Annotated in this window: 22 protein-coding genes; 11 read left to right on the top strand and 11 right to left on the bottom strand. The window is 64.8% G+C overall.

Annotation, left to right across the window (positions count from 1 at the left end; all coding sequences use genetic code 11):
• Window positions 1–5 precede the first annotated feature (5 nt).
• A complete protein-coding gene (locus HNR73_RS27570; protein ID WP_184790557.1) occupies window positions 6–818 on the bottom strand; it encodes a CdiA C-terminal domain-containing protein in 813 nt (270 codons plus the stop codon).
• 422 nt (window positions 819–1,240) lie between these two features.
• Between HNR73_RS27570 and HNR73_RS27565 the strand changes: the two genes are divergently transcribed.
• From HNR73_RS27565 to HNR73_RS27550, 4 genes are all read left to right on the top strand, one after another.
• A complete protein-coding gene (locus tag HNR73_RS27565) occupies window positions 1,241–2,851 on the top strand; it encodes a magnesium chelatase domain-containing protein (protein ID WP_184790556.1) in 1,611 nt (536 codons plus the stop codon).
• Window positions 2,852–2,928: 77 nt separating this feature from the next.
• On the top strand, window positions 2,929–3,210 hold the full coding sequence (locus HNR73_RS27560; protein WP_184790555.1) for a hypothetical protein: 282 nt from the start codon (window positions 2,929–2,931) through the stop codon (window positions 3,208–3,210).
• Window positions 3,211–3,391: 181 nt separating this feature from the next.
• Complete coding sequence (locus HNR73_RS27555) at window positions 3,392–3,991, top strand: hypothetical protein (protein ID WP_184790554.1); 600 nt, start codon at window positions 3,392–3,394, stop codon at window positions 3,989–3,991.
• Window positions 3,992–4,032: 41 nt separating this feature from the next.
• On the top strand, window positions 4,033–4,338 hold the full coding sequence (locus HNR73_RS27550) for a hypothetical protein (protein ID WP_184790553.1): 306 nt from the start codon (window positions 4,033–4,035) through the stop codon (window positions 4,336–4,338).
• A gap of 115 nt (window positions 4,339–4,453) precedes the next feature.
• Here HNR73_RS27550 and HNR73_RS27545 read toward each other — a convergent pair whose 3' ends face one another.
• The 5 genes from HNR73_RS27545 to HNR73_RS27525 form a co-directional block, all read right to left on the bottom strand.
• On the bottom strand, window positions 4,454–7,588 hold the full coding sequence (locus HNR73_RS27545; RefSeq protein ID WP_184790552.1) for a type I restriction endonuclease subunit R: 3,135 nt from the start codon (window positions 7,586–7,588) through the stop codon (window positions 4,454–4,456).
• Window positions 7,588–8,859: a restriction endonuclease subunit S domain-containing protein gene (locus HNR73_RS27540; RefSeq protein WP_184790551.1), complete on the bottom strand. Its 1,272-nt coding sequence runs from the start codon at window positions 8,857–8,859 to the stop codon at window positions 7,588–7,590. The genes HNR73_RS27545 and HNR73_RS27540 overlap by 1 nt, the downstream gene beginning before the upstream one ends.
• Window positions 8,856–10,601, bottom strand: a complete 1,746-nt coding sequence (locus tag HNR73_RS27535; RefSeq protein ID WP_184790550.1) for a type I restriction-modification system subunit M — start codon at window positions 10,599–10,601, stop codon at window positions 8,856–8,858. Before HNR73_RS27535 ends, HNR73_RS27540 begins: the two co-directional genes overlap by 4 nt.
• A 162-nt stretch (window positions 10,602–10,763) precedes the next feature.
• Window positions 10,764–12,866 carry a hypothetical protein gene (locus HNR73_RS27530; protein ID WP_184790549.1) on the bottom strand — a complete coding sequence of 701 codons (2,103 nt, stop codon included), beginning with the start codon at window positions 12,864–12,866 and terminating at the stop codon, window positions 10,764–10,766.
• Between the two features lie 201 nt (window positions 12,867–13,067).
• Window positions 13,068–13,409, bottom strand: a complete 342-nt coding sequence (locus HNR73_RS27525; protein ID WP_184790548.1) for a MazG-like family protein — start codon at window positions 13,407–13,409, stop codon at window positions 13,068–13,070.
• Between the two features lie 219 nt (window positions 13,410–13,628).
• On the opposite strand from HNR73_RS27525, the gene HNR73_RS27520 reads away from it, so the two are divergent.
• Entirely contained in the window at window positions 13,629–15,032 is a 1,404-nt protein-coding gene (locus HNR73_RS27520; protein WP_184790547.1) for a ParB/RepB/Spo0J family partition protein, read from the top strand.
• A 95-nt stretch (window positions 15,033–15,127) separates the two neighbouring features.
• Here the strand turns inward: HNR73_RS27520 and HNR73_RS27515 are convergent, their stop codons facing one another.
• From HNR73_RS27515 to HNR73_RS27500, 4 genes are all read right to left on the bottom strand, one after another.
• Window positions 15,128–16,096 (bottom strand): hypothetical protein, encoded by a 969-nt coding sequence (locus HNR73_RS27515; protein WP_184790546.1) that lies wholly within the window; start codon window positions 16,094–16,096, stop codon window positions 15,128–15,130.
• Window positions 16,093–16,494: a hypothetical protein gene (locus HNR73_RS27510; protein WP_184790545.1), complete on the bottom strand. Its 402-nt coding sequence runs from the start codon at window positions 16,492–16,494 to the stop codon at window positions 16,093–16,095. Before HNR73_RS27510 ends, HNR73_RS27515 begins: the two co-directional genes overlap by 4 nt.
• A gap of 282 nt (window positions 16,495–16,776) precedes the next feature.
• Window positions 16,777–18,078 carry a hypothetical protein gene (locus tag HNR73_RS27505; RefSeq protein ID WP_184790544.1) on the bottom strand — a complete coding sequence of 434 codons (1,302 nt, stop codon included), beginning with the start codon at window positions 18,076–18,078 and terminating at the stop codon, window positions 16,777–16,779.
• Window positions 18,079–18,086: 8 nt separating this feature from the next.
• On the bottom strand, window positions 18,087–20,108 hold the full coding sequence (locus HNR73_RS27500; protein ID WP_184790543.1) for an HNH endonuclease: 2,022 nt from the start codon (window positions 20,106–20,108) through the stop codon (window positions 18,087–18,089).
• Window positions 20,109–20,715: 607 nt separating this feature from the next.
• Here HNR73_RS27500 and HNR73_RS27495 point away from each other — a divergent pair.
• From HNR73_RS27495 to HNR73_RS27470, 6 genes are all read left to right on the top strand, one after another.
• Complete coding sequence (locus tag HNR73_RS27495) at window positions 20,716–21,183, top strand: single-stranded DNA-binding protein (RefSeq protein WP_184790542.1); 468 nt, start codon at window positions 20,716–20,718, stop codon at window positions 21,181–21,183.
• An 88-nt stretch (window positions 21,184–21,271) separates the two neighbouring features.
• A complete protein-coding gene (locus tag HNR73_RS27490; RefSeq protein ID WP_184790541.1) occupies window positions 21,272–22,264 on the top strand; it encodes a DUF4192 domain-containing protein in 993 nt (330 codons plus the stop codon).
• An 84-nt stretch (window positions 22,265–22,348) separates the two neighbouring features.
• Complete coding sequence (locus HNR73_RS27485) at window positions 22,349–23,320, top strand: DUF4192 domain-containing protein (RefSeq protein ID WP_184790540.1); 972 nt, start codon at window positions 22,349–22,351, stop codon at window positions 23,318–23,320.
• 59 nt (window positions 23,321–23,379) lie between these two features.
• Window positions 23,380–23,634, top strand: coding sequence for a hypothetical protein (locus HNR73_RS27480; protein ID WP_184790539.1), 255 nt, complete (start codon window positions 23,380–23,382; stop codon window positions 23,632–23,634).
• On the top strand, window positions 23,631–24,203 hold the full coding sequence (locus HNR73_RS27475) for a hypothetical protein (protein ID WP_184790538.1): 573 nt from the start codon (window positions 23,631–23,633) through the stop codon (window positions 24,201–24,203). Before HNR73_RS27480 ends, HNR73_RS27475 begins: the two co-directional genes overlap by 4 nt.
• Window positions 24,204–25,175: 972 nt before the next feature.
• A complete protein-coding gene (locus HNR73_RS27470) occupies window positions 25,176–25,466 on the top strand; it encodes a hypothetical protein (RefSeq protein WP_184790537.1) in 291 nt (96 codons plus the stop codon).
• A gap of 61 nt (window positions 25,467–25,527) precedes the next feature.
• Here the strand turns inward: HNR73_RS27470 and HNR73_RS27465 are convergent, their stop codons facing one another.
• Window positions 25,528–25,908, bottom strand: a complete 381-nt coding sequence (locus HNR73_RS27465; protein ID WP_184790536.1) for a hypothetical protein — start codon at window positions 25,906–25,908, stop codon at window positions 25,528–25,530.
• Window positions 25,909–26,052 lie beyond the last annotated feature (144 nt).

Here is a 26,052-nt window from a genome sequence, read left to right as displayed (position 1 = left end):
TCCGGTCACCAGGGGTAGAAGTCTATGACCTGCCGATTTGCGATGATCTTGATTTCTTTCAGGCCGGCCACGGGCCGCCGTTCCAGGCTCTGCTTGATGGCGTCGGGATCAGCCATCGACCCACCGTCCTCCCTGTCCAGATTCAGGATGATCCGATCCGCCTGATCCTTTTTGATCTTCTCGCTGATGCGTTTGCGGATCTGGCCGCCGTTCGTCGTCAGCGGCGAGAGGCAGTCCCAGTGCCGGTTCTCGATGAGGTAGTCCGGCTGCCGTCTGTTCTCCTTCGCGGGCGGGTTCTGCACAACGTCGTAGCCGGCTTGTGCCAGCACCGTTGCGGCGGTGTTCTCGCGTCGGATCCCGTCGCCTTCGGTACGGGCTTCGCGGACCTTGCTGACGGTCCCGCCGGGCAGCCGCTCCGGATCTGGAGCCAGGGACGGTCTTGTCACTCCGGCGCCATCGGCGTCGTGTGTGGTCGCCGTGTCCGTTGGCTGGACACCCTGCGTGTCAAGCGCCGATGCTAGCCGCGGTGTGGTGGCGCTCGTCGTCAATGGGCCGGCAGTGCCGCGGATGAACGCCACGTAGGACTCGATGGTCTCGATCGCCTCCTGCGCAGCATTGATCGATTCCTCGAGCGCGGTGTCAGCCTGACCGTAGGGCGCGGTGAGGGCGGCGTACCTGGAGGACTGCTCAGTTAAGGTCTCGGCGAGTGTCGACTTCGTGGTGACGAACTTCGCGCGAGCGGCGACCGCCTCCTCGATCCCTTTCTTGATCATCTCGATGGCGCGGTGGCACCCACCGGCGACCTCATCGATGGTCACAATCACCCCTCTGTGGTCGACGTACCGGCATCGTAGGCCACATGGGAGATCTTGCCGCTCAGGTCCCGGTTTGGCCACTGGGCGAAGCGCATCGGGGACGGAGTCAGGAGACTGACAGGTCCGGCCCCGAGCCGAACGTCAGCAGGGGGGACGTTGTACAGCGCCGTATTGACGCAAGCGCCTGCATCACGCGGGGAGCCGCTTTCGCTTTGCGTTGAGTGTGGCCAGGCGCGAGCCCCCGGCAAGCCGCCGTCGTCCACGTACAGCGAAGTGGGTCGGTTGCCGGGGGCTCTCATCCGCCCGGCCGTTCAGCGCGCGTCCGAAAGCGGCCCCGCCCAACCTCCAGGGCGGCTGCGTCTCGATCACGCTCAGAGAGGCCCGTCATGCCCCACACTCCACAACTTGCACGAACACGGTGGCCGTTGCGCACCATCTCGGCCACCGGCTTGGACCATCATGTCCTGGGCATCGGTATTAACGCCCAGCCCGATTCCGAAACCCGTGTCGATCTGCCAGGTCCTCGCGAGCAGCGAGACCGAGTTCGCGCGGCGATCATCAACAGCTCCTGGTTGTGGCCGGACGGTGCGGTACGGCTGGAACGCGACCATGCGGATGGTGAGCTGGGGTCCTCAGCCGATCTGGCCCTCGCGATCGCGGTCCTCATCGCCACCGGCCAAGCCGTGGCCTGGCCGGAGTTGGCCGACACGCTGATCCTCGGCGAGCTCGGCCCCGACGGGTCGGTTCGGGCCTGTCGTGGCGTGTACCCGGCGGTGAAAGCCGCGAAGGCCGCTGGGCTGTCGCGGGTGATCGTGCCCGACGAGAACATCGCTGAGGCGCAACTCGTCAGCGGGATCGGCATCGTTGGCGCCGGCCCGTCTCTGCACTGGGTGAACTCGTGGCTAGCGTCGGCGACTGCCGCCGATGACGTCGACGACGCGGGCGAGCCCGATCCCATCGGGCTTCTGCTCGTGACCGCCGACGCCGAAACTGGCGACGTCACCGTGGAGTCGCTCGGTGCCGGACCGGTTCCTGGGTCTCCACCATCGGATCGCACCGATGGGATCGGGGTGGGGCGGATCTCGGTGAGTACGGCCGACCTGGCCGAAATCCCCGCACATGTGCTGCGCGCGATCAGCCTGGCCGCAGCCGGTGGGCATCACATGATCCTCACCCACGAAGCGCCCGCGGGCTTCGCCGGTGACGTCGCCGCGTTGCTCGTCGGGCTTCTCCCACCGCTGTCGGCCACCGTGCGCGAAGAGGTCATGGACTTGTGGTCTCTGGCCGGGGCTCTCGAACCGAACCTGTCCGCTGTGATCGACGGGGATTCCGAGATGGTGGCAGTGCTACCAAATCTGCTTCTCGACCGGCTCTACGGGCAGCCCGACCACCCCGCCCGACCCGGGTATATGCCCCTGGCGCACCACGGAGTCCTGCACCTCTACGACACCGCCGCCATTCAAGGGTTCGCCCTCGACGTCGTCGCTCAGACCATGTCGCGCCGCAGCGTCATGGCGATGAGCCACTCACCGTATGGCCGCTACCCCGCCGAGTTCCAGCTCCTGGCCACGACCGCGGCCTGCCCGAAGTCCCACACGCCCTGCACCTGCCGGCCCGAGGCACGAGTCCTGCACACCCAGCACATCCACGACAAGCTCGGCGCGCACGCCGCCATCAACATCGCCGCCACCGAACCCGCCGCATCCTTCGACCCCGAGGCGGTGCCGACGGCTGAGAAGGTCGCCACCGCCCGCATCCGCGCTGCCAGACGGTGGGGAGCCAGCCAGGGCGCGGCATACACCAACCACACTGTTCCCGCTGACATGCTCCGGTCGGTCAGCGACGAGGGCTTCGCGTACGGCATCCACAACGATCTCGCAGGGCTGGCTGCCGCTGGTGTTCTCTCCGACCGGCACGTCGAGCTCGTCCAACGGTTGATGTGGACGATCGCCGACTATGACGGCATCACCGCACCCGGCGACGTACAACTCACCCAGGCCCTCGCGCTTCACCTCCACACACCCAAACCCCACTGACCGCCTCAACACCTACGGCCCGATCCGCGAATGCGGATCGGGCCGTCATCGTTCCCCAGCCTGAACGGAAACTCCTCATGTTCGACCCCATCAACGACTACGACGTGCGTGTCCTGCGGATCATGTTGGCGTTCCTGGCCCGGCCCGGTGTTACCGACGTCGCCGACTGCGTCGACCGCCGCGGCTTCGCGAAAACGATCAACATCCTCACCGACCACAGAAACGACCTCGCGATCGCCGCCCGCAGAGACTGCCACCACCTCATCCGCCGCGGCCATGCCCGCATGGTCACCGACGTCCAAGAACTCAGCAACGACCCCACCCACGAGGCGCCCACCAACCGAGGGCAGGACCGATGAGCCACGCCACGCCCAAACCCTCTGAGTGGATGGTCTGCGGCACCTGCGCCTTGCCGCTCAACTCGTTCCAGCCCGCCGACGGCGGCACCACCATCTACCAGCACCCGCTGCGCCCCGGCACCGTCTACGACCACGAACCTCTGCCAGTCCCACGAGACGGCGCCGAGCTCGTGATCATGGAATGCGACTTCTGCAGCGACCCCGATGTCGCCTGGATCTACCCGACCAAACGGGCGGAGTTGCATCGACTGCAACTCACCTCCGCCGCTGCCTCGACGACGACCAGCTCCCACGCGATCTCAGGATCACTGGAGCACTACTTCTGCTGTTCGGCCACCCCATCGGCCGCACCGTCCGGCTCACCGCCGCCCACTACCGCACCGTCGACGACAACCACTACCTGCAACTCGGTCGAACCCCCGTGCTGCTGCCCCCGAGCCTGGCCGTCCTCATCACCGAACAACTCAACCAACCCGCACCCACGCCCCTGGCCAACACCCTCGAGACGACCACCTGGATGTTTCCCAGCCCCCACCCCGGAACCCACCGCCAAGCCAAAGGACTCTACGAACGCCTCGCCGCCCTCGGCATCACCGTCCGCAGCGGACGCCGCGCCGTGCTCATGGCCCTCGCCCAAGACCTACCCGCCGGAGTCCTCGCCAGCCTCATCGGCATCCACGCCTCCACCGCCACCGCCTGGTCCCACGAACTCAAACGTGACTGGACCGCATACCTCGCCACCCGCATCAACCCACCCAACACGGCCAACCATGACAAATAGCGCACACAACCAATAACACCCCTGCGCCAGTCTCGACCCCCATGGGCAACATGCTCGCCATCGAAACCCGAAGGGCGACCGAAGAAGACCACGACACGATGCGCGACCACACCATCCGCCGACACCGCACCACCGGCCACGAAGAACTGCGCGAGAACAGGTTCAGCCCCGACTGGACCGCCTGCGACCCCTGCGCGAAACTCATCGACCGCTACGACGCCAACGCCCTCGCCAGCCGCGTCGCCAAACTCCTCCCCAGCCACCCACCACAAAACGTGCTCAAGAAGCTGTACAGAGACTTCCTCCGCAAGAAGCAGCCCAAACTCCCGGCGCTCCCGAACCCGTGACTCGCCCTCAATAGCCGCGGCACCTGGCCCTTCATCTATGCTTGTGCCCGCCAAACCGGGCGACCAGAGCGACGCTGACGCCCGCGAGCCGAACCCGCAGGCCATCGGGGGCTGCCTACTCCTCCGTCCGGTGGTCGATCGCCGCCTCGTAGAAGGCGTCCGCCAGCGCCGCAATGACGGCGTTGATGCCGGGCCCATCGGAGAAGAAGTAGTCGGCCATGGTGTTGTGGGCCCCTTGGTTCTCGATGACGGCCTCAGTGACGGCCGACTGGAAGTCTTGAGACTCCATGAACTGCTTCTTCGAGTTCACCTTGGTCTGGTTGATCAGGTCCGGATAGGCGAGCAGCCGCTGCACCAGGCCCTGCACGAACTCACGGACCTGTGACTGGGTGAACGACTCGGCGCCGAAGAGGTCGTTCATCTTGTCGATGACGACCTGGAGCGCGACGTACTTCGGTTCCTTCCGTGCCCCGGTACCCGCGGCGCCGATACCCTTGAGTTCACCGTCACCGGTCAGCGAGATGTCGACCGCAGTCGCCTTGCTGTGCTTGACACCGACCAAGACCACGTCAGAGAGGTCGACCTCCGCGGCCCAAGACGCGTCGGCGATGACCCGCTCGAGGAGCCGCAGGAAGATCGAAAGCATCTCCATGTACGGGTCGCCGTAGTCGACGATCTGGCTCATGAAGTCGTAGAGCCGGACGTAGGTGGAGACGTCTTTGCGGAACAGGTCGAGGGTGTTGAGGGTGACCTTGTCGTCGGCCTCGATGGCGGCGGCGTAGCGGCGGGCGAACTCGTTCTTGGCGGGGCTGATTGCGGCCGAAAGGGCGTTGTTGCCCTTGCGGGTGACCCACAGTTCGGCGACCTTGCGCACCTGCTCTTGCGTGTAGATGCCAGCGTGGTTGAGTTTGGTGGCGAGGTGGATGACGACGTAGGGGTCGGTCTCGGTCTCGAGGCGGGCGCCGGCGAAGTACGGCTCGAACGCGGTGCGGATGTCGTCGGGCTTGTTCACGAAGTCGATGACGAAGGTCTTGCGTTTCTGCTCCCCGCTGGCGGTGCGATGGGTGCGGTTGAGCCGCGAGAGTGTCTGCACCGCTGTGACCCCGGAGAGCTTCTTGTCAACGTACATCGCCGACAGCAGCGGCTGGTCGAACCCGGTCTGGAACTTGTTGGCGACCAGCATGACCTTGTACGTGTCGCCCTTGAAAGCGGCGGCCAGATCCGAGCCGGCGCCGGGGTTCATGTTGGCTTCGGTGAACTCGTCGTCCTTGCCCGGCTGCGGCCCCCAGTCGGCGACCCACTCTTCGTCTTCGGCCATCGTCACCGAACCGGAGAAGGCAACCAGGGTCCGATAGTTGTACGAGGCGTCCTCGGCGGCTCTCTTGGCGATGTAGGCGTCGATCGCCTTCTTGTACTTCACCGCGGCCTTGCGCGAGTCGGTCACGACCATCGCCTTCGCCTTGCCCTCCAAGAGGTGGGCGACGTTGGCGTGGAAGTGCTCGACGACGATCTGCACCTTCTGGCTGATGTTGGTCGGGTGGAGCGTCACCCACCGCATCAGCCCTTTCCGTGCCGTAGCCTCTTCGACCATGCTTCCGTCGCCGCTTTCGGCCTTGCCGGCGATCTTCAGTGCGGTGTCGTAGGTCTGGTAACCCTTGAGCACGTCGAGGATGTATCCCTCTTCGATCGCCTGCCGCATCGGGTAGAGATGGAACGCGACGGGCTTGCCGTCAGGTCCTTTGCGGCCGAACAACTCCAGGGTCTTGTTCTTCGGTGTCGCGGTGAACGCGAAGTAGGAGATGTCCTCCGACTCAGCGCGCTCGGTCATTTCCGCGGCCAGGACCGACTCGACGTCGACCGCGCCGCCCTCCTCGATCTCCTTGACCTCCTCGGCGGTCAGCACCGCCTTGAGCTTGATCGAGACCTGCCCAGACTGCGAGGAGTGCGCCTCATCGGCGATCACCGCGAACCGCTTGCCCTTCAGACCTTTGCTCTTCCGGATCTCGTCGAGCGCGTACGGGAAAGTCTGAACAGTCACCGCGATGATCAACTCGCCGTTCTTCAACGCGGTCGCCAGCAGCCCAGACTTCGACTTCGCGCCGGCCTTACGGACGTCCTCGGGGCTGATCGTGGCAACGATGTTCCCCGAGCCGTCGATCTGCCGGATCGCCTCCTGGAGCTGCCCGTCGAGCACCGTGCGATCCACGACCACGATCACCGAGTCGAAGACCTTCGCGTCGTTCACGTGCAGCCGCGCCAGCCGATGCGATGCCCAGGCAATGGTGTTCGTCTTCCCCGACCCTGCCGAGTGCTCGATCAGGTAGCGATGCCCCACACCCTCCTCGCCCACCGCGGCCACGAGGTTCGTGACGGCCTCCCACTGGTGGAACCGCGGGAACAGCATGCTCGTACGCCGCACCGAGGTGCCCGTGGCGACGTCCCACTCCTCCTTGGTCTCCACGATCATCAACCGGCCGATGATGCTGAGCCAGGCATCCTTCTCCCAGACCCGCTCCCACAAGTACGCCGTCGCCGAACGCCCATCCGTACCCGGCGGGTTCCCCGCACCGCCCTCATGGCCCATGTTGAACGGCAGGAAGTGAGTCTTCTCGCCCTCCAACCGGGTCGTCATCGCAGCCAGGTCGTTCGAGACCGCGAAGTGCACCACCGCCCGATGCCCGAACGACAACAGCGGCTCCGGCCGGCCGTTGGTCAGCGGGTTCCGGTCCTTGCGATACTGGTTGGCCGCCTCATCCAGCGACTGAGTGAAGTCGGTCTTCAACTCCACGGTGGCCACCGGGAGCCCGTTGACGAAGAACACCAGGTCTATGCTGCGTCGGTCAGCGGTGGAGAAATGCACCTGCCGCATCACCCGCAGCCGCATCGCCGCATACTGCTCGTTGGTGGTCGCGTTCAGACTGGTCTCAGGCCGAAACTGCGCCATCTTCAACCGCCCACCACCGATGTACTGCACACCGTTCCGCAGGATGTTCAGCGTCCCGCCACCATGTTCGAGAGGCTTGTCGAGCGCCGTAGCTAGCACATCGAGGAACTTCGCCTGCGACCCCGCGGCCCTTAAAGCCTTCTCGTACGCCGCCAGCTGCGTCTCCTTCAGCCACGCGAAGAGGTCCTCGGGGAAGAGAGCCCGCTCCCGGTCGTAACCGGTGTCAGTTGCCGAGTACAGCCAACCTTGGGACTCCAGATACGCGCAGATCTCGGACTCGAAGACGACCTCGTTGTGATCGGCCATCACACCACCTCCCGTACATCAATCTGCCCCGTCACCGCAGCCGCGATCAACGCCGTACGCCGCTCCTTCGAGATCTCGATGAATCGCCATGTCTCAGCGATCAGCGTATCGATCTTTACTGTCTGCCCGTCGAGATATGCAGCAATGCGACGCTGCTCCGTCAATGACGGATAATGCATCTCGAAAGCGCGCAGTTTAGAAAGCGGAAGGTTGTTTGCGAGCCCCTCAGCCCCGCTGATGGCGCGACGCACCTGGACCCGATACCGGCCCGAGTTGAGGCCCCATGCCAGGAACTTGGGGTCCACTAGATGCTTCGGCCGCAGACGAAACAACTTGTCGGAGAGAATTAGTCGATAGTCGAGATGTTCGACGATTGCGGCCGATCCGACAAGATCCGGTGATCCGTTTGCTCGGGAGACGATGACATCGCCCACCTCCACTCCAATCGCAGGATCGAAACCGAAGTCATTCGGAAGCCGCTTGTGCTCCTCCTGGCGGAACACCCCGCGATTGACGCATCCTGCCTTCAGCACTCCCCAGGTACCCGGCTCGTCCGCAAGACCTGCCTCAGCCTGCGGACTGACACCCTGATCGATCCCAGACAGCATGTGCTTCAGCGCCGTACGCGTCCAGGAACTCAATGGGGCCAGAGCAGCGTCAACCATCGCAGCCCGCCGCTCGCCGAGCATCTCAATCAGGCGCTGCTGCTCCTCGATTAGCATGTCGATGCGGACGGTTTCGCGGTCGAGGTAGTTGGCAATCGCGCGCTGCTCCTCCAGGGGCGGCACTGGCATCGGCAGATTGTCGAGGTCTGGCTGCTGCACTCGGCGGTCGAAGGTAGTTTGTGCCCGCGTGTACAGCACGTATTGATCGAGGTAGGGCTGGGATCGCAGTAGGTAATGGATGAACCGTGGGAGCAGAACGCCGCGGGACCTGAAGACCCTGTAGTCGGGGCTCACTGCTCCAGCGCGCCGAGATACTCCGATCCCACCGCCGATTAGCCACATCGGATTGACGATGAGGTCGTCGATCTCGGCTATAAGGTACTTCGGCAGGCTAGCCTCGTCCGGCTCCTGTCGCCCTCCCATCTCGGCGCGTGCAACCACCTCACCTGTCGAGCGAAGTGACAGCATCTCGTGGGAGAGTTCGTTGTTGCGCTGATTGAGTCGGTCGAACAGGCCCTTGAAGCGAACGACGCTCCACGACTTGGGCCGAGTCTCCAGCAACGCGGAGACGGCCCGGTGCGCACCGATGAGTGTCAGAGAACTCATCCCTCGACCTCCCGAAGGAGGTAAAGGATCTTGGCGATCTGCTTCTCCATGTCCGCATCAATCTCGGCGAGGGGCCGGGGCGGAGCGTATTTATAGAAGTGGCGAGTGAAGGGGATCTCGTAGCCGGTCTTGACCTTGGCCCAGTCGATCCAGGCGTCGGAAACGTGAGGCTTCACCTCGGCGCCGAAGTACGCCTGGATCACCTCGGTCTTGCCTGCGGCACCGGCGGTCGAGCCGCCGTAGTTAAACGGAACGTTCTCGGTATCGCGCTTCTTTGTGTCGGGCTTGGGTTTGCCTCTGCGGTCGCCAACGCTGTTGCCGTGTTCGTCAAGCATGGGGCGTTCGACGGTGATGGTCCAGTAGCCGAACTCGTCGTTCCGCAGCACCTTGGAGTAGTCAGGGTCGGCGTCGGTGAAGTCGGCGTACAGTTTGACGACCTTGGTGCGGTCGGCGTCGTTGATCTCGCGGCCCTTGGAGCCGAGGTTCTTGCGCATCTTGGTCCAGAATGAGGTGCCGTTGATGAGCTGGACCTTGCCCTTGCGGTCAGGATGCTTGGTGTTGTCGAGGATCCAGATATAGGTGGCGATGCCGGTGTTGAAGAACATGTTGGTCGGCAGCGCGACGATGGCATCGACCAAGTCGTTCTCCAGTAGCCATCTGCGGATGTTGGAGGGCCCGGACTCGGCGGCACCGTTGAAGAGCGGCGAGCCGTTCATCACGATCCCTGCCCGACCGCCGCCGTCCCCGGGGGCGCGCATCTTGCTGGCCAGGTGGAGCAGGAAGAGCATTTGCCCGTCTGAGGTCGCCGGGAGGCCAGGGGCGAATCGGCCGTAGGGGCCAGCGGAGTCCTTTTCGGCGTTGATGGCCTTGGCGTACTGCTTCCAGTCGACGCCGTAGGGCGGATTAGACATACAGAAGTCAAACTGTCGGCCCTTGAACGCATCCTCGGTCAGCGTGTTGCCGAAGGCGATGTTGGTCGCGTCGTGGCCCTTGGCCAGCAGGTCAGACTTGCAAATCGCGTACGACTGCGGGTTGTACTCCTGGCCGTACAGACTCAGCTTCGCGTCGGGGTTCTGAGCGAGCAGGTGTTCCTCGGCCACAGTGAGCATGCCGCCAGTGCCTGCGGTGGGGTCGTACAGCGTGCGGACGATGCCCGCCTCGCGCAGGTCGACGTCCTTGTCGGCGAAGAGTAGGTCGACCAGCAGTCGGATCGCGTCCCGCGGCGTGTAGTGGTCACCGGAGGTCTCGTTCGCGGCCTCGTTGAACTTGCGGATGATGTACTCGAAGGCATCGCCCATGTCGGCGTTGGAGACGACGTTCGGGTGTAGGTCGACGGCCTTAAAGGACGTGATGACCTCACGTAGGAGCCCGGCCTTCTCTAGGGCAAGGATTTCTTTCTTGAAGTCGAAATACTCGAACACATCGACATCAGACGAGAACCGGTCGATGTAGTCAGCGAGGTTGTCTGCCAGCCCATCGGCGTCGGCCAGCAGGTTGTCGAATGAGTAGTTCGAGGTGTTGTAGAACGGTCGACCGGTCGCCTTCTTCACCTCGATCTTGAGCCGGTTCGGGTTGTCGTACTTCGCCGCGAGCTTACGCACCGTCTCCCGGTCAGGCTCGATGATGCAGTCGAGGCGACGCAGGATCGTGAGGGGGAGGATTACGTTGCCGTACTGGTTGGGGCGGTAGGGACCTCGAAGCTGATCGGCGATCGACCAGATGAAATTACCGAGGGTGCTCACAAGGCTCCTTACGAGGCTCACTCGACTATCAAAGCGGGACGCCCAGCGCAAGCTCGCGCGTGCCATCCGAACAGGCGGCGCACAGTCTGCAGTAGTCGCTGCGTCACGAAACATCATCGCGCATACGACACCCCGCGTGCCACGCGGTCGTCTCGCACGCCCTTAAGACTTGGGCTGCCCTGAGCTTGGTGGGGCGTCAGGGTTGCCGACGGTGTTCGTCAGGCGAGAAGCGGCCGTCAGGGTCGTGATCGCTTCGGTGAAGGTCCCCGCGTGGGCGAGTTCAACGGGTTCCTGGCGAGGACTGGTGAGGGTTACCGTCGTCCCTGTCGGGGTGATCAGGCAGGTCACAGTGGTGCCGGTGGGTGGGGTGTATCGCTCGGCGAGGGCGCGCACGAGTTCCTCGAATCCGTCGGCGAGTTCGCTATCTTGCGGCGCCTGGGACGGGGCTGGAAGCAACTGCGTCGGGCCGTGGTTCGTGGCGGAATTGAACAGCTCGACGGGTAGCGATCGTGCGAGCTGGTCAACGGCGTCACCGAGGGTGTGGTGGGAGCAGATGGTGGCCTGAGGTGGAGCGTCGAGGTGGACGGCTCGAACCTCCCACCGTTCGCCCTGAGTGGCGCCTGCGTCGCCGGCGAGGTGCTTGTACGAGCAGAGGGAGACGCGCAGGCCGATGCCCAGTCCCGTGAGGATCGAAATGAGTCGCGACAGCTGCTCGCTGGTTGAGTCAGGTGCCGGGGTGATGAACAAGAACATGCGGCCTGCGCCCCTGCCCCACATCGTGCGGGCGATGTAGCGGCCGATGACCTGTTGGACGTTGTCACTTGCCGCAGCGGTCACAAGGCCATCATGGAGGTCGTGGGTGATGGGGGTTCCGGACTCGTCGACGAGGCGCTCCCGGTCCACACCGAAGCCGGCCAGGATGGTGGCGAGGCGGTATTCGGCGGGAAGCTGGTAGATGGGATCCCCGGCTGGTGTGGTGTCCACATGTTCGATGTCGGCGTCGAAGGGGATGCACCAGTCAAGGTGGACGGTGCGTGCAGCCAGGTCCGTGACGGTGACGGTGCCTTCCCATTGGTGAAATCCAACGCCGCCGCACGCACTGCAGGAGCCCTCCTGGGGAACTTGGCCGGTCCCGGCGCACCGTGGGCAGTCGGTCTCGGGGACGGTGAGGGCGTAGGCGCACGAGCAGCGTTCCCATGCGGTTCCGGTGACGCAGGCGGCGCACGGCTGCGTTTGAGTCGCTTCGCCGAGATAGGTCGGGTCGGGAATGCGAGTCGCGATGGCGTACACCGACTGGGTGCGGTGGGAGATCTGCCCCGTGGGCAAGCGAGTCATGGTGGTGTTTTCGCCGACGACGGCGACGAGACGGTAATGCCACGTACCTTCGCGCCACACCGCGATCGCCGTCCCCGCGGTCCCGCCGGTGTCGGTGAGCCGTTGTTCGATGGCGGCGATCGCAACGTTCTGGGCGGGTGCTGAGCCTTTGGCGTTGGGGCGGATCCTCCGCGCCGGAGTGCTGCGGTCGCGGTATAGCCACATGTAGTGCAGGGCCCGGTCGACACTCGTGTATGCGAGTGCCTCCGTGAGGGTCCCGTGGTGCCAGCGGAGGTTCCCGTCGCGTAGGCGTGCGCCGGCTGGTTCCAAGCGCACCTCGAACCGTGGAGACGATGCGGGGAAAGGACGCCGCTCGATCACCAGGTCTACATGCATCAGGTCCGCGATCCGGCACAGCTCCCGCAGTGTCGTCTCAGGGGCTGTCGACTGTCGAGGGGCGCTGGTCGCCAGGTACGCCGACCAGCGGCGCGGTCTGCCGGAGACGAGACCGTCGCGGATCATCCGCTGCCGCTCCATGGTCGGCAAGTCAGGGGTGAATCCTTCGGGCAAGGCGATCTGCAGCAGAGTCTGCGGCTTTCCGGTTCCCCCATCCGGCAACAGCTCAACCGCGCCGACCTCGTCGAGCAGAGACGACACAATCTTGGGGGTGTCGATGAACCAGCGTCCGTTGTCGGCTCGGTGCAGCGGCAGATCGGCCTCAGGGGTGATCTCGAACGACGCCAGAGCCGCAGTCTCGATGTTTACAACGGTGCCGACACGCTGCGACCGGATCTGTCCTCCGCCGGCGCACGGTTCACACGCAATGAGCACCGCACCATCGCCTCGGCACTGCTCGCACTCGGCAAAGGGCTCGCCCCGGTACCCGAGAGGTCGGTCGGCCACGATCGCGGTGTTCCCGCTGTAAGTGCACCGGCAGGGTTTCGCGCGCATGGTCGTGCCCTGACAGGTAGGGCAGTCAATAAGATCCTCAGCCATCGACACGCAGAGGCCCCTCTCAAACGCTTGCTCGGCAAGCCTCCATCATCATGTCTCTACGAGAGGGTCGACGTGCCCCAGCGGCATTGCACACCGCAACTTCGTCGCCAAGACGCCCAAGGTGGTGACCCCATCCTGCCCATCGTCCGGCGCTGGTCAATCCTGTCGCGGCACGCTGGCGGCCGCGGGGGCCGGTAGCCGGGAGGCTACCTTCGCAGCGCACTTTTCGAGCGCGGAGTGCGCGTCGAGGCCGAGGCTTTCGATCGCGACGAGCGCAGTGAGGGCTACGTCGGCGAGTTCCTCGGCGACCTGGGCCCGCGTGTGGGTCACGCCCTTCCTCGGGTTCTGTCCCAAGGTTCCGATCCAGGCACCAGCGGCTTCACCGGATTCCTCAGTGACCTTTAGGATCCGGCAAGTCAGCTCGCTCAGCTCGGTGCCGTTGGCCTCATCGAGCCAGCGTCGTGATGCCCGGATCGTGTCCCATATCGCGTCAGCCACCTGTGCACCCTAGCCGCCGACCACGCGCATCCCGGGCAACCGCCGCCTTCTTCGCTGGTGAGTGTGCCGCCCGTCGCCGGACGGCAAGGCCTGGCTTTCGTGTTGTGGGCGTGGATCAGTTGCCGTCCGGCTTCCGCGGGCGGCGAGGGCCTGCGAGTCAGAAGGCGGCACCCGCTGGTGTGCCGCTGTGGTTCGCACCCGAGAACGGAGGTGTCCATCGTGGACATCCTCGACATCCCGCCGCTTCAACTGCTTCCCAGCAAAACCAACCCGCCCGACCGGTCGGCGCGCAACATGACCGCCTTCCGCGACTCCATCGCCGAGGTCGGCATCCTCCAGCCGCTAGTCGTCACAGCCACCGACGAGGAGGGCGTGTACCGGATCCAGATCGGTCACCGCCGCCACACCGCGGCCATCGAACTCGGTCTCGAAACCGTCCCCTGTGTCGTTATCGATGCTTCGGGCGACGCCGAGTACCTGGTGTCGCTGCTGGTCGAGAACAAGCACCGGGAAAATCTCACCGTCTCCGAGGAAGCCGGCGCCTACCACCAGTTGACCCTCATGGACTGGGAGCCCGAGGCCATCGCACGGGTCACGGCGCAACCAATCACACACGTCAAGCGAAGCCTGGCGTTGACGAAACTGCCGAAACCCGCACAGCAGGCTGCCGACGACGGTGTGCTGCCCCTCGACCAGGTCGCCGATCTGGAGGAGTTCAAAGACGACCCCGAACTCCTCGCAAAGGTACTGGATAAGGCATCCAGCGGCACCTGGGGCTTCAAGCACGCGATCTCCGACGCCAAGAAGCGCCGCGACCGCAAGGCCGAAGCCGACAAGCTGCGCGCTGAACTCACCTTGGCCGGCGTGAAGATCATCTCCAGGCCGAAGGACTACCCATGGGCCTCGCGAGCCGCCGACGCTTCCAGCCTCCGCGACAGTGACGGCAACCCGCTCGACCCGCAAGAGGTCAAGAGCAGGCCCGGATTCGCCGCGTTCATCGAACACGACGGGTACAAGCCTGCCGCGACGATCGTGTGCACCGACCCTGAGGCCTGGGGCTACACGCGCACCAGGCACACCAGCTACAAGTCTCCCGCCGAACTCGCCGAAGCCGAACGCGCCAAAAAGGAACACGAAGCCGAGCTCCAGGCACTCACCGCGGCGGCCGAGATCAGGGCCGAGTTCGTCAAGAGCACCTACCACTCCGCGAAGGCCGTCAAAGGCCTGTTCCTCACCGTCCTGCGCGACGCCGTCATCGACCCCGACACGATCAACATCGGGCTCAGCGACTACGCCCAGGACATCCTCACTTCTTTCGCCGGTGGCCCTATCCTTCCGGCGGCCGAGAAGGCCGGCAGTGACAAGCTCTCCCGGATGCTGGTGGCCCGCTGGTTGACCAAGAACGAGACGCGGCTGGCTGGCGGCAAGGCCTGGACCAGCAACGCCCACCACGTCGTGGCCTACCTTGATCAGCTCGCCAGCGACGGCTACACCCTCTCCGAGGCCGAAGCGAACCTCCGCACCGAACTGGAGGCGGAACTGATCGCCGCTGCCGCCACGGACGAACCCAGCCGCGACGACACTGACGACGAGGACGCCGAATCCGAGGCTGAAGACGCTTAACGGCTCGTCCTAGCGGGTCCCGTCCGTGTGGTTCAGTGGCGTGGACGGGACCCGCAACCGCCAAGCCTTCGGGAGTGCCCGCGCCGGTCCGGTGATTAGCCGACGCCGCTGCCCGCTCCTGTGGCACTGTCGTTCGCGGGTTGACCGTAGAGCACCCGCCAGGACTTCTGGTCACGATCGTTCAGTTCGCTGACACGCTCGTTGATTTCAGCGGAGAGTTCGTCGGCCTCGTGTTTGTGGAGTCTTTCGCTGTACCGACCCTGGGTGATCTTCGTGAACTGCTCGATGAGCTCGTTCACGGTCGGCGCGGCCAGGTGAGGGTTGGCGGCGGCGCGGACGTCTCGGAGTTGGGGTCTGGGGCCGGTGTCGTCGTTCGGGTCCCAGATGGAGGCGATCAGGAGGCAGCGCTGGCCTTCGACGTTGATCGCAGCGCGCAGTACGACCGCTTCACGGTACTCGACCGTCACGTCGGGACCGTGTCCTCCGAACCGTTCAACCCACGCGCGCAGTGCCCGGTAGCGGTCGGCGGCCCCGCCGGTGTCGACGATCCCGTGAATGCCCAGAACCGCGCTAAGCGGATCGGAGTTCCACCGCAGGCGCGGCAGGCCTTTGGCCACCGATGACATTGCCTCGGCGAGCACCCGTCCGTAGACGGTCTGTTCAGCGCGACGGGCTTCGATGCGCGCATCGTGAAGGACGCTGCTGATGTGGTTCTCGAAGTCGCTGCGCTGTCGCGGGGTGAACATCGACCGGATCTGAGCCGTGCCAGCTTGCCCACGGATGGCTTTGGCGACCCAGTCGGAGATGGTCACCCCGGCTGACAGCGCGGCCTGTTTGAGGTCCTCGGCAACGCTCTCGCCGAGCACCAAGTTGAGTACTTCGTGAGAGTCATCGTCCCCAAGGAGCCGGCGCTGTCGGTCGCGTTGAGCGACGGCGACCTCGTCGGCGCTGATCTGAGCGACCCATTCGGTCACGGTCACGCCGTCGCGTGAGGCGGCCTCGCGGATCCACGTCATGCTCTCCTTCGGGATGGCGACACTCACGTGCCGGAGCACCTCGGTCATGTTGTCTGCCCCCTTGAAGGTGCGTCCGTCTCGGCATCGGTGTGGACGGCGACGATGATCGTGTCAGGCTCGCGGTCCCATTCGCGTTCGATGACGCGGGCCAGGGCATCGGGGCCGTCCTCGGGATCAGTGACGGTCACCTCCGGTCCTGGAAGCCCGGGGATGGTGATTGTGAAGGTTCCATCCGGGTTGGGCGCGGCGACGGCGTGAAAGATGAACACCGCCAGACGAGGCAGGTCGATCACCTCTGTAGCCCCGTCAGGGTCGAAAGAGGGGAACGGCTGGTTCATGATCGCTTCGGCCGCGTCTCGGAGCTCTTGCGAAACCGGGGTGCGCGGTATCCAGGGTACGAGCCGGATTTCCGCTATGGCGACACCTTCGCGCTCGGCAGCGCGCACCCGTAGACCGTGCCAGGTGCTGGCCTCGACCTCGGCTCCAGATCCGACCATCGTCCCCAGCCAGCCGCCATGGACCCGGGCGGCGTAGACCGTTGGTCGTCGTGGTGACACATGAACCTCCGCACCTCGCGGTCCGATTCAACCGCGGTGACACCAAACAAGAGGGGCGACGTCGCTACTTCTGAGATCGTAAATGACTAACCCTTACCTCCACCGCACATCGTGTCCGTCAACTTTCTAGTACCCTCGATGTCCCACCGCCGCTCAGGCCAAGTGTCCGATCTATCCCTGAATATGAGCCGCTTGTTCGACCAGGCCGTTCACGGTTTCCTGGAGACTGGTGAGTTCAGTGAGCAGATCCTCATCGACCTCTTTCGAATCGAGGAGGCTCTGAATTGCAGCCAAGTTCCTAGCCGCACTTCCCAGCACGCGACGTGCTTTCGCGCGTTGCTCCTCGGACTGCAAAGCAGACGAGCTTTCGACTGCCTCAGCAACGAGCTGCCGCACTGAGCCGTAAGCCTCGGTTGCAGCCTGACCTGGGTCAAGGGTTGGGGAGAGCTGGATCTTCGCTAGGTGCCGAGCGGCCGCATCCCGAATCGCCTTCGGAGCTTCGATCAAGAGGCCCGCCGGTGTCTTCACCTTGCCTTCATCGGCGATCCTATGTAGATACTCGAGCTGACTGGTTCGCTTGCCCTCCGCCGCGATGGCCTTCTTGAGCTGTGGCGTCTCACTGACCTCGTGCACCAGGGCAGTTTGGAGCTCAGGATCGTCCTCGAGGCGTTCAACGATTGCTTCAAGCGCAGCGTTCGCTGCATCCGGGTCCTCAGCGATTACCCGACGCATGACGTCGGTCCGTCCGCGCTGGACATCGTCTCCCACCTCAAGACTCTCGCCACCAACGCCATCGTCAGCCGTTGATGCTGCCGAGAAGTATTCAGACCACCTCTGCGGTTCGGGCAGCGAAAGCTCCTGCCCAGGTGAAAGCATCCCTGCGGCCGGGACGACACCCGCGGTGGCAGCTCGCTCCCATGCCCTGAAGAACCTCATGACTCGGGACGTCGACGTGCCTGCCTCCTTCGCAAACTGCTTGGCGGACAGCTTTGCGTCATGACGACCCTTGCCAGTTGCCCCCGGGCGCACGCTACGCGCGACCATGAGCCCAAAATGCCAACCGCCTGTAAGTGCGAACGCTCCAAATTCCCTGGCGTCCTGCAATGTTGGATCTGCGCCCGGGACCGGGCCCAGAAGGGTCCTAACGGTGGCCCGCATGGCGTCCATACGAGACCGAATCTCACTGTTGGTTTCGTGTGGATGACGAAGCTGAAGCAAAATCCGCACATCCGAGACACTTGCATTCAAGCCAAAGGGTGGCTTCGCTTCGATAAAGTCCTTGAACGATTCAAAGGGTCGGTCGTCGTTGACGCCGGAGGGCACCTTCCGCCAAGTGCCCTCCTCGACCACTGCAGCCAGGACCTCAAGGAAGCCAGAAGGCGTTCCGCCGTTGCGCGTTAGAGAGTCACGCAGCGTGTAGACACGGTGCTGCTCTTCCGTCAGATAGCTGTTTGACTCAACGCGCGTGGTCATGGGGTCTCCTATGTGAGGGACAGCGCGGCTCGAAGGCGCTTCTGGGCTCGCTGGACGGTTGTCGCTTCATCGGCTTTGTACCCCGAAGCTTCGTTCACCCGGTACGTGGCTCGCCGCATGGCGTCGTGGTAGCCGTCGCAACCCGGGACCACTCCGCGAGCATGGAGGTGCTTAGTGATGGCGGCTCGCGTCTGGGCCTTGATCTCCTCGATCTGTTCCTTCTCCGTCGCAGGCGCCTGAACGTAGATGGTCGTCTCTTCTGGACTTTCCCGAGGTCCGGGCACCGGCGGTGAAACCTTCGTCATGATGCCGGCTAGCTCGAGGATCTTCTTCAGCTTCGTGGCGTCCTCACCGGAGTCGACCTTCACTTTGATGTCTTCGATCATCTGGAGGTCGGCCGCCACCAGGTCGGAGTCATTGCTGGCTGCGCGAGTGTCTGTGGCGATGGCCGACTCCAGGTAGCTCAATGGAGTCTGCGACCCATCCGAGCCTTGTGAAGCCTCCGCCACTTCGCGCTCCCTGATGATCTTGAGTCCCTGGTCTCGCTCCTCGCGCATGACCTCAAGGAACTGCTGCATCTTAGGATCGTCGGGGGCGACGATGACGCAGGACTGCTCGCGTGCGGGCATCTGGTCCCAGGTACGCAGGCCTCGGCCGACAAGCTGGGAAAGATGTCCTGGGTCGCGGTAGTGGGTCAGGATCCCGACAACTGTGATCTGTGGGCAGTCGTACCCGATGAACGCCATGCGCACGGTGACGAGGATGTCCATCGACGTGAACCTGAAGTCTTTCAAGATCTTTGCGGCGTCACTGTCGGCTGAGATGGCGATACCCACCCTCAGCCCAGGATAGGTGTCCTGCAAGTACTTCTGTACCTTGCGGGCCTCAGCTTGCTGCATGCAGGAGATCAAGCCCCGGTAGCCGGCGTTGAACTTCTGCTTGTCCTTCACTGCGGTCACCACCCGGTCCACGAGCGGTTTCCACGTCTTTTCATGTTGAAGAGCAGCTACCAACTCGCTTCCGTCGTCGGAGAGGTTGTAGGTCAGTGTGGACTCTCCACGTCCGTCGTCTGAGTCGCCGAGCGTCTTCTGTGTGATCCTGGCGTTGGTCAGCTGCATCTCGAATGTCCGGAGGTAGCCTTCGGCGACTCCATCGGCATAGCTGGCCTCGGCGTGATAAATCAGTTGGCGTAGCGGCTGTCCCGGCACGTCGGTGTAGTTGGCCAGCACCAGGGGCTGGTTGTCAGCACGGTAGGGCGTGCCAGTGAGGAGTAGCGTGTGCCGCGAGTATTGGTGCAACTGCTCGATGTACTGCCCGGCCTTGGTCCCGCCACCCTCATTGTCGTTGGAGTCGCCGCAGAACTGGGCCTCGTCGGCAACAAGCAGGAACTGATGTTGGTGCTTGATGGCCCAGTTTCGAAAGAGTTCTGGGTTCGTCGCGAGCGCGCTGTAGGTAGCGACGAACCCGCTTCCTGGTTCGCTGGACAGCGTCAGGGGGACCTCGTTGGTACGGTGTCGGATCTTCCCCAGGCGCGGCGACTGGAAGAGCTGGCAGTGTCCACGAATGCTGCCGTTGATCTCGTGGAGCCAGTTGAGTTCACACTGCTGAGCCAGGGAGATCCGGGGAACGAACACGGCGATGCTAGTGATCAAGTTCCGCCGGAAGAGGTCAGTGCCCAGAGCCTGGTAGGCAAGGGTCTTTCCTGACCCTGGGGATGCCAGCACGACTGTTTCGTCGCGGCCGGCCCTGATGCCTTCGATGACTTCGTTCCGCACTGCCGCCTGGAACGGCCGCGGCTTGAACTCGTCGGTGTATTCCATCTGACGTCCTTTCGCACGGTTGCAGGCGTCGCACCGCGCGCGCCCGTTCTCGATGGAGGTCGGACCGCCTGCGATCCAGGGGATGCGATGGTCGGCGTGCCAACCATCGGCGAGAGCGGCACCACAGTCCTGGCACTGGCCATTGGCTTGCTCGAAGAGCACCCGTCGCTGTGCAGCCGAGAAGAACCTTTGAGGATCCTGCTCAGCCATCGCAGACCGCCTTCATCCGTGAGGACGTCATGTGGTTGCTGAGGCTAGTGCTGACAACCGACACTTTCGTGTCGCGCCACGACTTCGCGATCGCGCTTCTCATCGGACCAACATCCCTGGGCTGGCCCACAGCCAGGGAGCAGCGACACGGCTACATATGGCAGGCCGAGCCTCCGGCAACGATCACCACATGACGGAACGTTCTGCCCAATGGTTCCGTATCGCGGAGTTGTTCTCCAACGTGAACAGTTAGGCAAGAAAGTGGGCGGCCACCAGAGGACCTAGATCTTGTTCGGGGCTTTAGACAGTCCACGACGCATCCGTGGGCGGGTTCCGGGTGTCTCACGGCAGTTGGGGCGGTTGTTTCCTTCTGTGGTGCGCCGCTGGTGAATCGACCCTATGCATGACCGACCCGGCCCGGGCCGCAAGGTCGCCGCCGAAAACAGTCTGTGGCGGGGCGAAAGAGCGCACCCCGCCAAGATCTTTTCGTCGCTCTCTTGCGGCTTCCGGTCCTATGGGGTCGGTCCTGCGGGTCTTGTCACCGCGGCACGATCCATCAGAAGGGCAACCGCCTCTCACGTGCTGCGGGACAGGAAGCGAACCCGTCATGCTCTTCACCTGCGTCGTCGAAGGCAACCTGACCGCCGACCCGGTCCTCAAGACAACCGACAAGGGCCACACCGTCGCCAACTTCCGCCTCATCCACAACCCGCGCTACCGCAATGGTGCCGGCGACTGGGTCGACGGGAAGGCCGTCACCATCGAGGTCGCCTGCTGGCGCAAGCTCGCCGAGCACGTCGCCGGAGGTCTCCGTAAAGGTGACACGGTCGTCGTGGAGTTCACCGACATCCGCGCCTACGCCAACGGCCAGTTCTCCAACCTCATCGGCAACGCCTCCAACGTCTCGGTCTCCATGCGCTGGGCCACCGCCGCCTCGGCGAAGTCCCGCCCCGAGATCGCCCGGCCCCGCGTCGATTCGGTCGGCGATGCCTGGACCGGCGAGAGCGGGTTCTCCCGCCACCCCGATGACGTCGAGTCGTTCACCGCCGACCGCGAAACCGTCGACGCCTTCTAGGACCTTCCACTCCCTCCAGGACCGGTCGGGTGCCCCAGGGCACGCGGGCACCCGACCGGTCCCCTTTCCATGCCCTGGAGGCATCCACATGACCGCACCGGCCCTGACTCTGTCTTCCTGCCACGACATCTACACCGCAGTCCCGTATCTCCTCGGGTTCCACCCCGAGAAGAGCCTCGCCCTCCTCATCCTGAGTGACGCAGGGGTGGAGGCGGCAGTCCGCTTCCACCTCCCCAACCACCGCACCGCCGAGCGGTGGAAGGCCGACGTTGCCGAAGTCCTCGGCCGACGCGAAGCCACCATGGTCACCGTCGCCGCCTACGGCACCCCTGACGAAGCGGCCTTCGCCGCGCAGACGGCGCTGTCAGTCGCTGATGCCTGTGGCCTGGAAGTCGCCGATGTACTGCGTGTCCACGGTGACTCCTACAGTGCCGCCTCATGCATCACCGACGGTGAGTGCCCGCTCAACGGCCATCCCATCTCGCCTGAACCGGCTCGACCTGCTGACGGTTTGACCGCCCGGCAGCGGCGCCGCCGCGCCACCGGTTTCGCCAGAATCGAGCCCACCGGCCGACCAGAGCCTGCCGCGTGGTTGAAGCCCGCCTTCGACAACGAGATCGACCGCCTCGCCGGGCTTCTCCAAGACCGGCCCGACACCGCGGTCGCCCAGATCCATGCCGACGCGATCGCGCTGTTCGACGAGCACGCCACCAGCGTCGACCTTACGGCCGCACAGACCGCCGGGATGCTGATCGCATTGACCCACAAGCGAGTCCGTGACCACGCGATGATGCTCACCGACCGGTACGGCCCGAAAGCCACCATCGCCACCTGGTCCGACCTCGACCGGCAAGCGCCAGCCGGATACGCCGCGGCGCCGGCCACCCTTCGCGCCTATGCCGCATGGCGGTGCGGTGACGACGCCCTCGCCCGTCACGCCATCGCCTGCGCTCGAGCCGACGACCCCGCATACGTCATGGCCGCCTTCCTCGACCAGGCCCTCACCGCTGGCATCCCCGCACACCGCCTCCCGGCGATCGATGCGCTGTGGCTCGCCGACACCTGGACCGCACTGGTCTAGCCATTCCCGGGGTGGCCCGGGGTCTGACTGCCCCGACGGTCCCCGGGCTGCCCCGTATTCACCTTCCACTTCAGGAGCTCAGACATGAACACGACAGCCACGACGATCCGTCTGTCCACCGCCGACGACATCCTGACCGCAATCCCCTACCTGCTCGGTTACCACCCCACCGACAGCCTTGTCTTCATTTGCATCAACGAAGGCCAGGTCAGCGCCACCGGCCGCATCGACCTCACCTCACCGCCCCCACCGTCCGCCCTGACGCAACTGCTGGCTCGCCAAGCCCGCGACGGCGTCACCGCGATCCTGCTCGTCGGGTACGGCCCCGCAACGGCAGTCACCACAACCGTCGAGGTATTCCGTGACGCCTGCCGTGAACAGAACATCGCAGTCAAAGAAGCCTTGAGAGTCACCCACGGCCGCTACTGGTCCTACCTGTGCCCCGGCGGTGACTGCTGCCCCATCGATGGCGAACCCACCCCGGCCGCCGAAAGCACCGTCGCTACCCAGTTCGTCGCCGCCGGCCACCAAGCCCTCCCGGACCGCCAGCATCTCGCCGGAATGCTCGACCCCGTTGATCACATCAACTCCGGTGAGATCGCGGCCATGATCTCCGCCGTCCGGCCTTGCGGCGACACCTGCCAGGAAGCGCTCCTGCTCCTGCGCCACTACATCCACGCCCAGTCGCTCCCCGACACCGAGCAGACCGCGTTGATCCTGGCCGCGTTGCGCCGCGACCCCGACCTCGTCGCCGACGTCCTCACCGCCATCGACACCAACCCACCTGGCGCGTGCCTCGAAGTGCTGACCTGGGTGACCCGGCTGGCCACACCCGGATACATCGCCGCCCCGGCGAGCCTGCTCGCCTATGCCGCATGGCGCACCGGCAACGGCGCCTTCGCGAACATCGCCTGCGAACACGCCCGCACAGACGACCCCGACCACGACCTCGCAGGCGCCGTCCACCAACTCCTCACCGTCGGCATCAATCCCACGACCGTTCCACCGCTCACCGGTTTGTCCACCGAAACGGCGGCTGCCTCGCCAGCAGCGTGAACCCAGGCCGCCGGGTCCGCACATGGCGCGGGCCCGGCTCGACATCCGGGAGTCTCTCTATGCCTCAGCCACCCTGCCGCTACCTGCGCAGGTTCCGGTACTTCACCGGAGCCGACCGCGCCATCCGCACCATCGCTACCACAACCGGTGACCCGGTCACCCGCTTCGAACCCCTCGAATGCGCCGACTGCGGAGCCATCCACATCTGGGACAAGCACATCGGCCCACCGGCATGGCCCACCAGACGCGCGCTCAACAGCACCACGACCCCGGCCCCAACGGCCCTCTCCCCTCAGGAACGGAGCCCCACATGACCACCGTTGACCACGTCGTCTCTGTCATCGCCACCCGCTACGACCGGGCCCTCACCAAGACGATGCGACAGCTCACCGAAGCCAGCCGCGACGAACCCCTCGACCCGTTCGGACTCGCCTGCGTCTACAACCTCTCGGTGTCATCGGCGTGGTGGCGCGACCTCGAGCGGACCCTCCGGGCACCCGACACCGAAGTGCACGCGTCGATCCAGGCATGGATCCACACCGCCGGGGACGTCCTCCACGCCGTTCCGCCGCCCTACAGCACTCCTGAGCATCCGTTCCGCATCCCGGCCGGCTACCTGTCCGATATCGTCATGCGCACTCTCATCGCCGACGGAACCTACGTGCTGGAGCACACCGAACCAGCCGACCCCGGACTGGTCGGGCCCCTCAGCTTCAGCTCGACCGCACCAAGCTGCTCGGCCGCGGACTGCTGCGGCTCCCTCCTCGGGCACGACACACTGTGTGCACTCGCACGCCGGGACCCGTGCAACGACTGCCAGGCGGGCATCGCTGCGTCCTGTGTCCTCTGGTGCACGATGCCCTCGCCGATGGACACGCGTTGATCGCCCACGTCGTCGTCCGCGCGTTCTCGAAAGGCCACCTCGGCGTGTGCACCGGCACGCCTGCATGCTCACTGCTCGGCCTCACCAGCTCCGCTGTCCATCGCAACGCTTGAAGCGTTCGACGACCACCACGACAGGATCTGCTTGGCGTCTCGCCGCCGACGCGGCTCTCGCGAGTACAACACCACGAACACCAGCCAGACTGAAATGACCGGCCGGACAACGAACCTGGCCACAAGGAACATGGGGACTCCCCTCACCTCTCGCGCCGACCCCGAGGTGTGGCCCGCTGGAGACTGAGGGACAACGTTGGCCCCCGCAGACTTCGCGGAAGGAAACGCAGTTCAGACCACAACATCAGATCCGCAGGCTCGACGACTACAGGAACCAGCACCCAGCTCGTCGTGGCACTGGGGCTTCGAGCGCAGGCCATAACGGTCGCCGATGGCGCCGGTCTAGGCGTCGTCGGTGAACGCCAGGTGGGCCACTCCGTCCCATGGCTCCATCAAGCTGGCGTGCTTTCAGGGGCGGCGCGGCACTCAAGGTCGGTCGCGCCGCAGCACTCCCAGACCCCTGGGATCATCACCAGCACCACGCACGCCAGCCAACGCCCCGGCTGGTGCAGCAGCATCGCGACGACGGGAACGTGTTCGTCGAGAACCGGTTGTGCACGGTCAGCCTTACTCCCGACTCTTGGTGCGTTCGCATGCGGCCCGTCGGTGTGCCCGTGCGATTCGGTCGCGGTTCGACTCAGCCCAGCCTTGACCGCCGTGGCCGGTGCCGCAAGGTCGCCTGCGAGGGAACATCTGATGTCTCGCTGCGCTCGCCAAGATCTTCCCCGCCGCTTCCTTGACGGCCCCTTGGCCTTGATCGGCGGTCCTCGACGGCTGCGTCAACCCGGCGGCCCGAACCGACCAGAGCACCACCATCACCCGGCCGCCGCGAACCTCCCGCCTCTCAAGGAGCGCAGTCATGGCCCACACGATTCGCGGCACCCTCGCCACCCACCCCATCCCCGGACGCGACCAGCAAGGCCGCACTGTCACCCAGCTGCGTATCGCGATCACCCCGCAAGTGACCCACCTGCGGCGCGGCGAGCGCCGCGAGGACTACATCCGCGTGACGACCGTCTACCTCACTGGCGCCCTCACACACCCTGTTCCAGTCGGTGCCCCCGTCACCGTCACCGGTACCACCACGTCGCGACCACGAACCGGACGGGTGACCTACTGGGCGGCACCGGAACAGTTCTCCTGGCGCTGACGCCGCATACGGCGAAGGCCGGAACCCCGTCGGGGTTCCGGCCTTCGCCGCTGGGGCACCGCTATGCGCAATGTGGGGTGTTGAGCTGGGTAGGCGGCGCCTGGACGTTGTCGGCGAGGGCGTTGCGGACGATGTGCACTGGAAGCCGGGTCAGGTCCGCGATCGCCGCGCGGGTCTCGCCGAGCGCGTGGAGTGCGCGTATCGAGTCACGTGCGGCTTCGCGATGCTGCTCGGCTTGCGTGTTCCCGTCAGCGAGGATCTGATCGGCTCGTTGGCGGGCGGCGGCGAGGGCGGCCTCAGCACGGTCATGGTGTTCGAAGACGCCCGCGAGGGCGGTCTCGATGGCCTGTTCGCGTTCGATGGCGCGGGCCAGGCGTTCAGCGCGGATGGAGTGGGCGCGCTTCAGCGCAGTCAGTCGGATTGCTTTCTTCGGTTGCTTCATGGCGGCCACGGTAACGACAAAAAATCTGCCCGACAACCAGTGCATCCCGCGATTCATCATCGCCCGTAATTCGCCGAACCGCATCATCACCAGAAGGAACGAGATAAATCAAACTAGCACTACTACCAGCCCAGATACATACTT

The organism is Phytomonospora endophytica, from assembly GCF_014202425.1.
Taxonomy (GTDB): Bacteria; Actinomycetota; Actinomycetes; order Mycobacteriales; family Micromonosporaceae; genus Phytomonospora; species Phytomonospora endophytica.
Note: the sequence above shows the minus strand (reverse complement) of the source record. Positions and strands in the feature narration are given on the sequence as shown.

Excerpts from the sequence above, each read along its gene's own strand:
- HNR73_RS27560 (WP_184790555.1), top strand. The coding sequence starts at position 2,929 with ATGTTCGACCCCATCAACGACTACGACGTGCGTGTCCTGCGGATCATG.
- HNR73_RS27555 (WP_184790554.1), top strand. The coding sequence starts at position 3,392 with ATGCGACTTCTGCAGCGACCCCGATGTCGCCTGGATCTACCCGACCAA.
- HNR73_RS27550 (WP_184790553.1), top strand. The coding sequence starts at position 4,033 with ATGGGCAACATGCTCGCCATCGAAACCCGAAGGGCGACCGAAGAAGAC.
- HNR73_RS27545 (WP_184790552.1), bottom strand. The coding sequence starts at position 7,588 with ATGGCCGATCACAACGAGGTCGTCTTCGAGTCCGAGATCTGCGCGTAT.
- HNR73_RS27540 (WP_184790551.1), bottom strand. The coding sequence starts at position 8,859 with ATGAGTTCTCTGACACTCATCGGTGCGCACCGGGCCGTCTCCGCGTTG.
- HNR73_RS27530 (WP_184790549.1), bottom strand. The coding sequence starts at position 12,866 with ATGCGCGCGAAACCCTGCCGGTGCACTTACAGCGGGAACACCGCGATC.
- HNR73_RS27515 (WP_184790546.1), bottom strand. The coding sequence starts at position 16,096 with ATGACCGAGGTGCTCCGGCACGTGAGTGTCGCCATCCCGAAGGAGAGC.
- HNR73_RS27505 (WP_184790544.1), bottom strand. The coding sequence starts at position 18,078 with ATGACCACGCGCGTTGAGTCAAACAGCTATCTGACGGAAGAGCAGCAC.
- HNR73_RS27500 (WP_184790543.1), bottom strand. The coding sequence starts at position 20,108 with ATGGCTGAGCAGGATCCTCAAAGGTTCTTCTCGGCTGCACAGCGACGG.
- HNR73_RS27495 (WP_184790542.1), top strand. The coding sequence starts at position 20,716 with ATGCTCTTCACCTGCGTCGTCGAAGGCAACCTGACCGCCGACCCGGTC.
- HNR73_RS27490 (WP_184790541.1), top strand. The coding sequence starts at position 21,272 with ATGACCGCACCGGCCCTGACTCTGTCTTCCTGCCACGACATCTACACC.
- HNR73_RS27485 (WP_184790540.1), top strand. The coding sequence starts at position 22,349 with ATGAACACGACAGCCACGACGATCCGTCTGTCCACCGCCGACGACATC.
- HNR73_RS27480 (WP_184790539.1), top strand. The coding sequence starts at position 23,380 with ATGCCTCAGCCACCCTGCCGCTACCTGCGCAGGTTCCGGTACTTCACC.
- HNR73_RS27475 (WP_184790538.1), top strand. The coding sequence starts at position 23,631 with ATGACCACCGTTGACCACGTCGTCTCTGTCATCGCCACCCGCTACGAC.
- HNR73_RS27470 (WP_184790537.1), top strand. The coding sequence starts at position 25,176 with ATGGCCCACACGATTCGCGGCACCCTCGCCACCCACCCCATCCCCGGA.
- HNR73_RS27465 (WP_184790536.1), bottom strand. The coding sequence starts at position 25,908 with ATGAAGCAACCGAAGAAAGCAATCCGACTGACTGCGCTGAAGCGCGCC.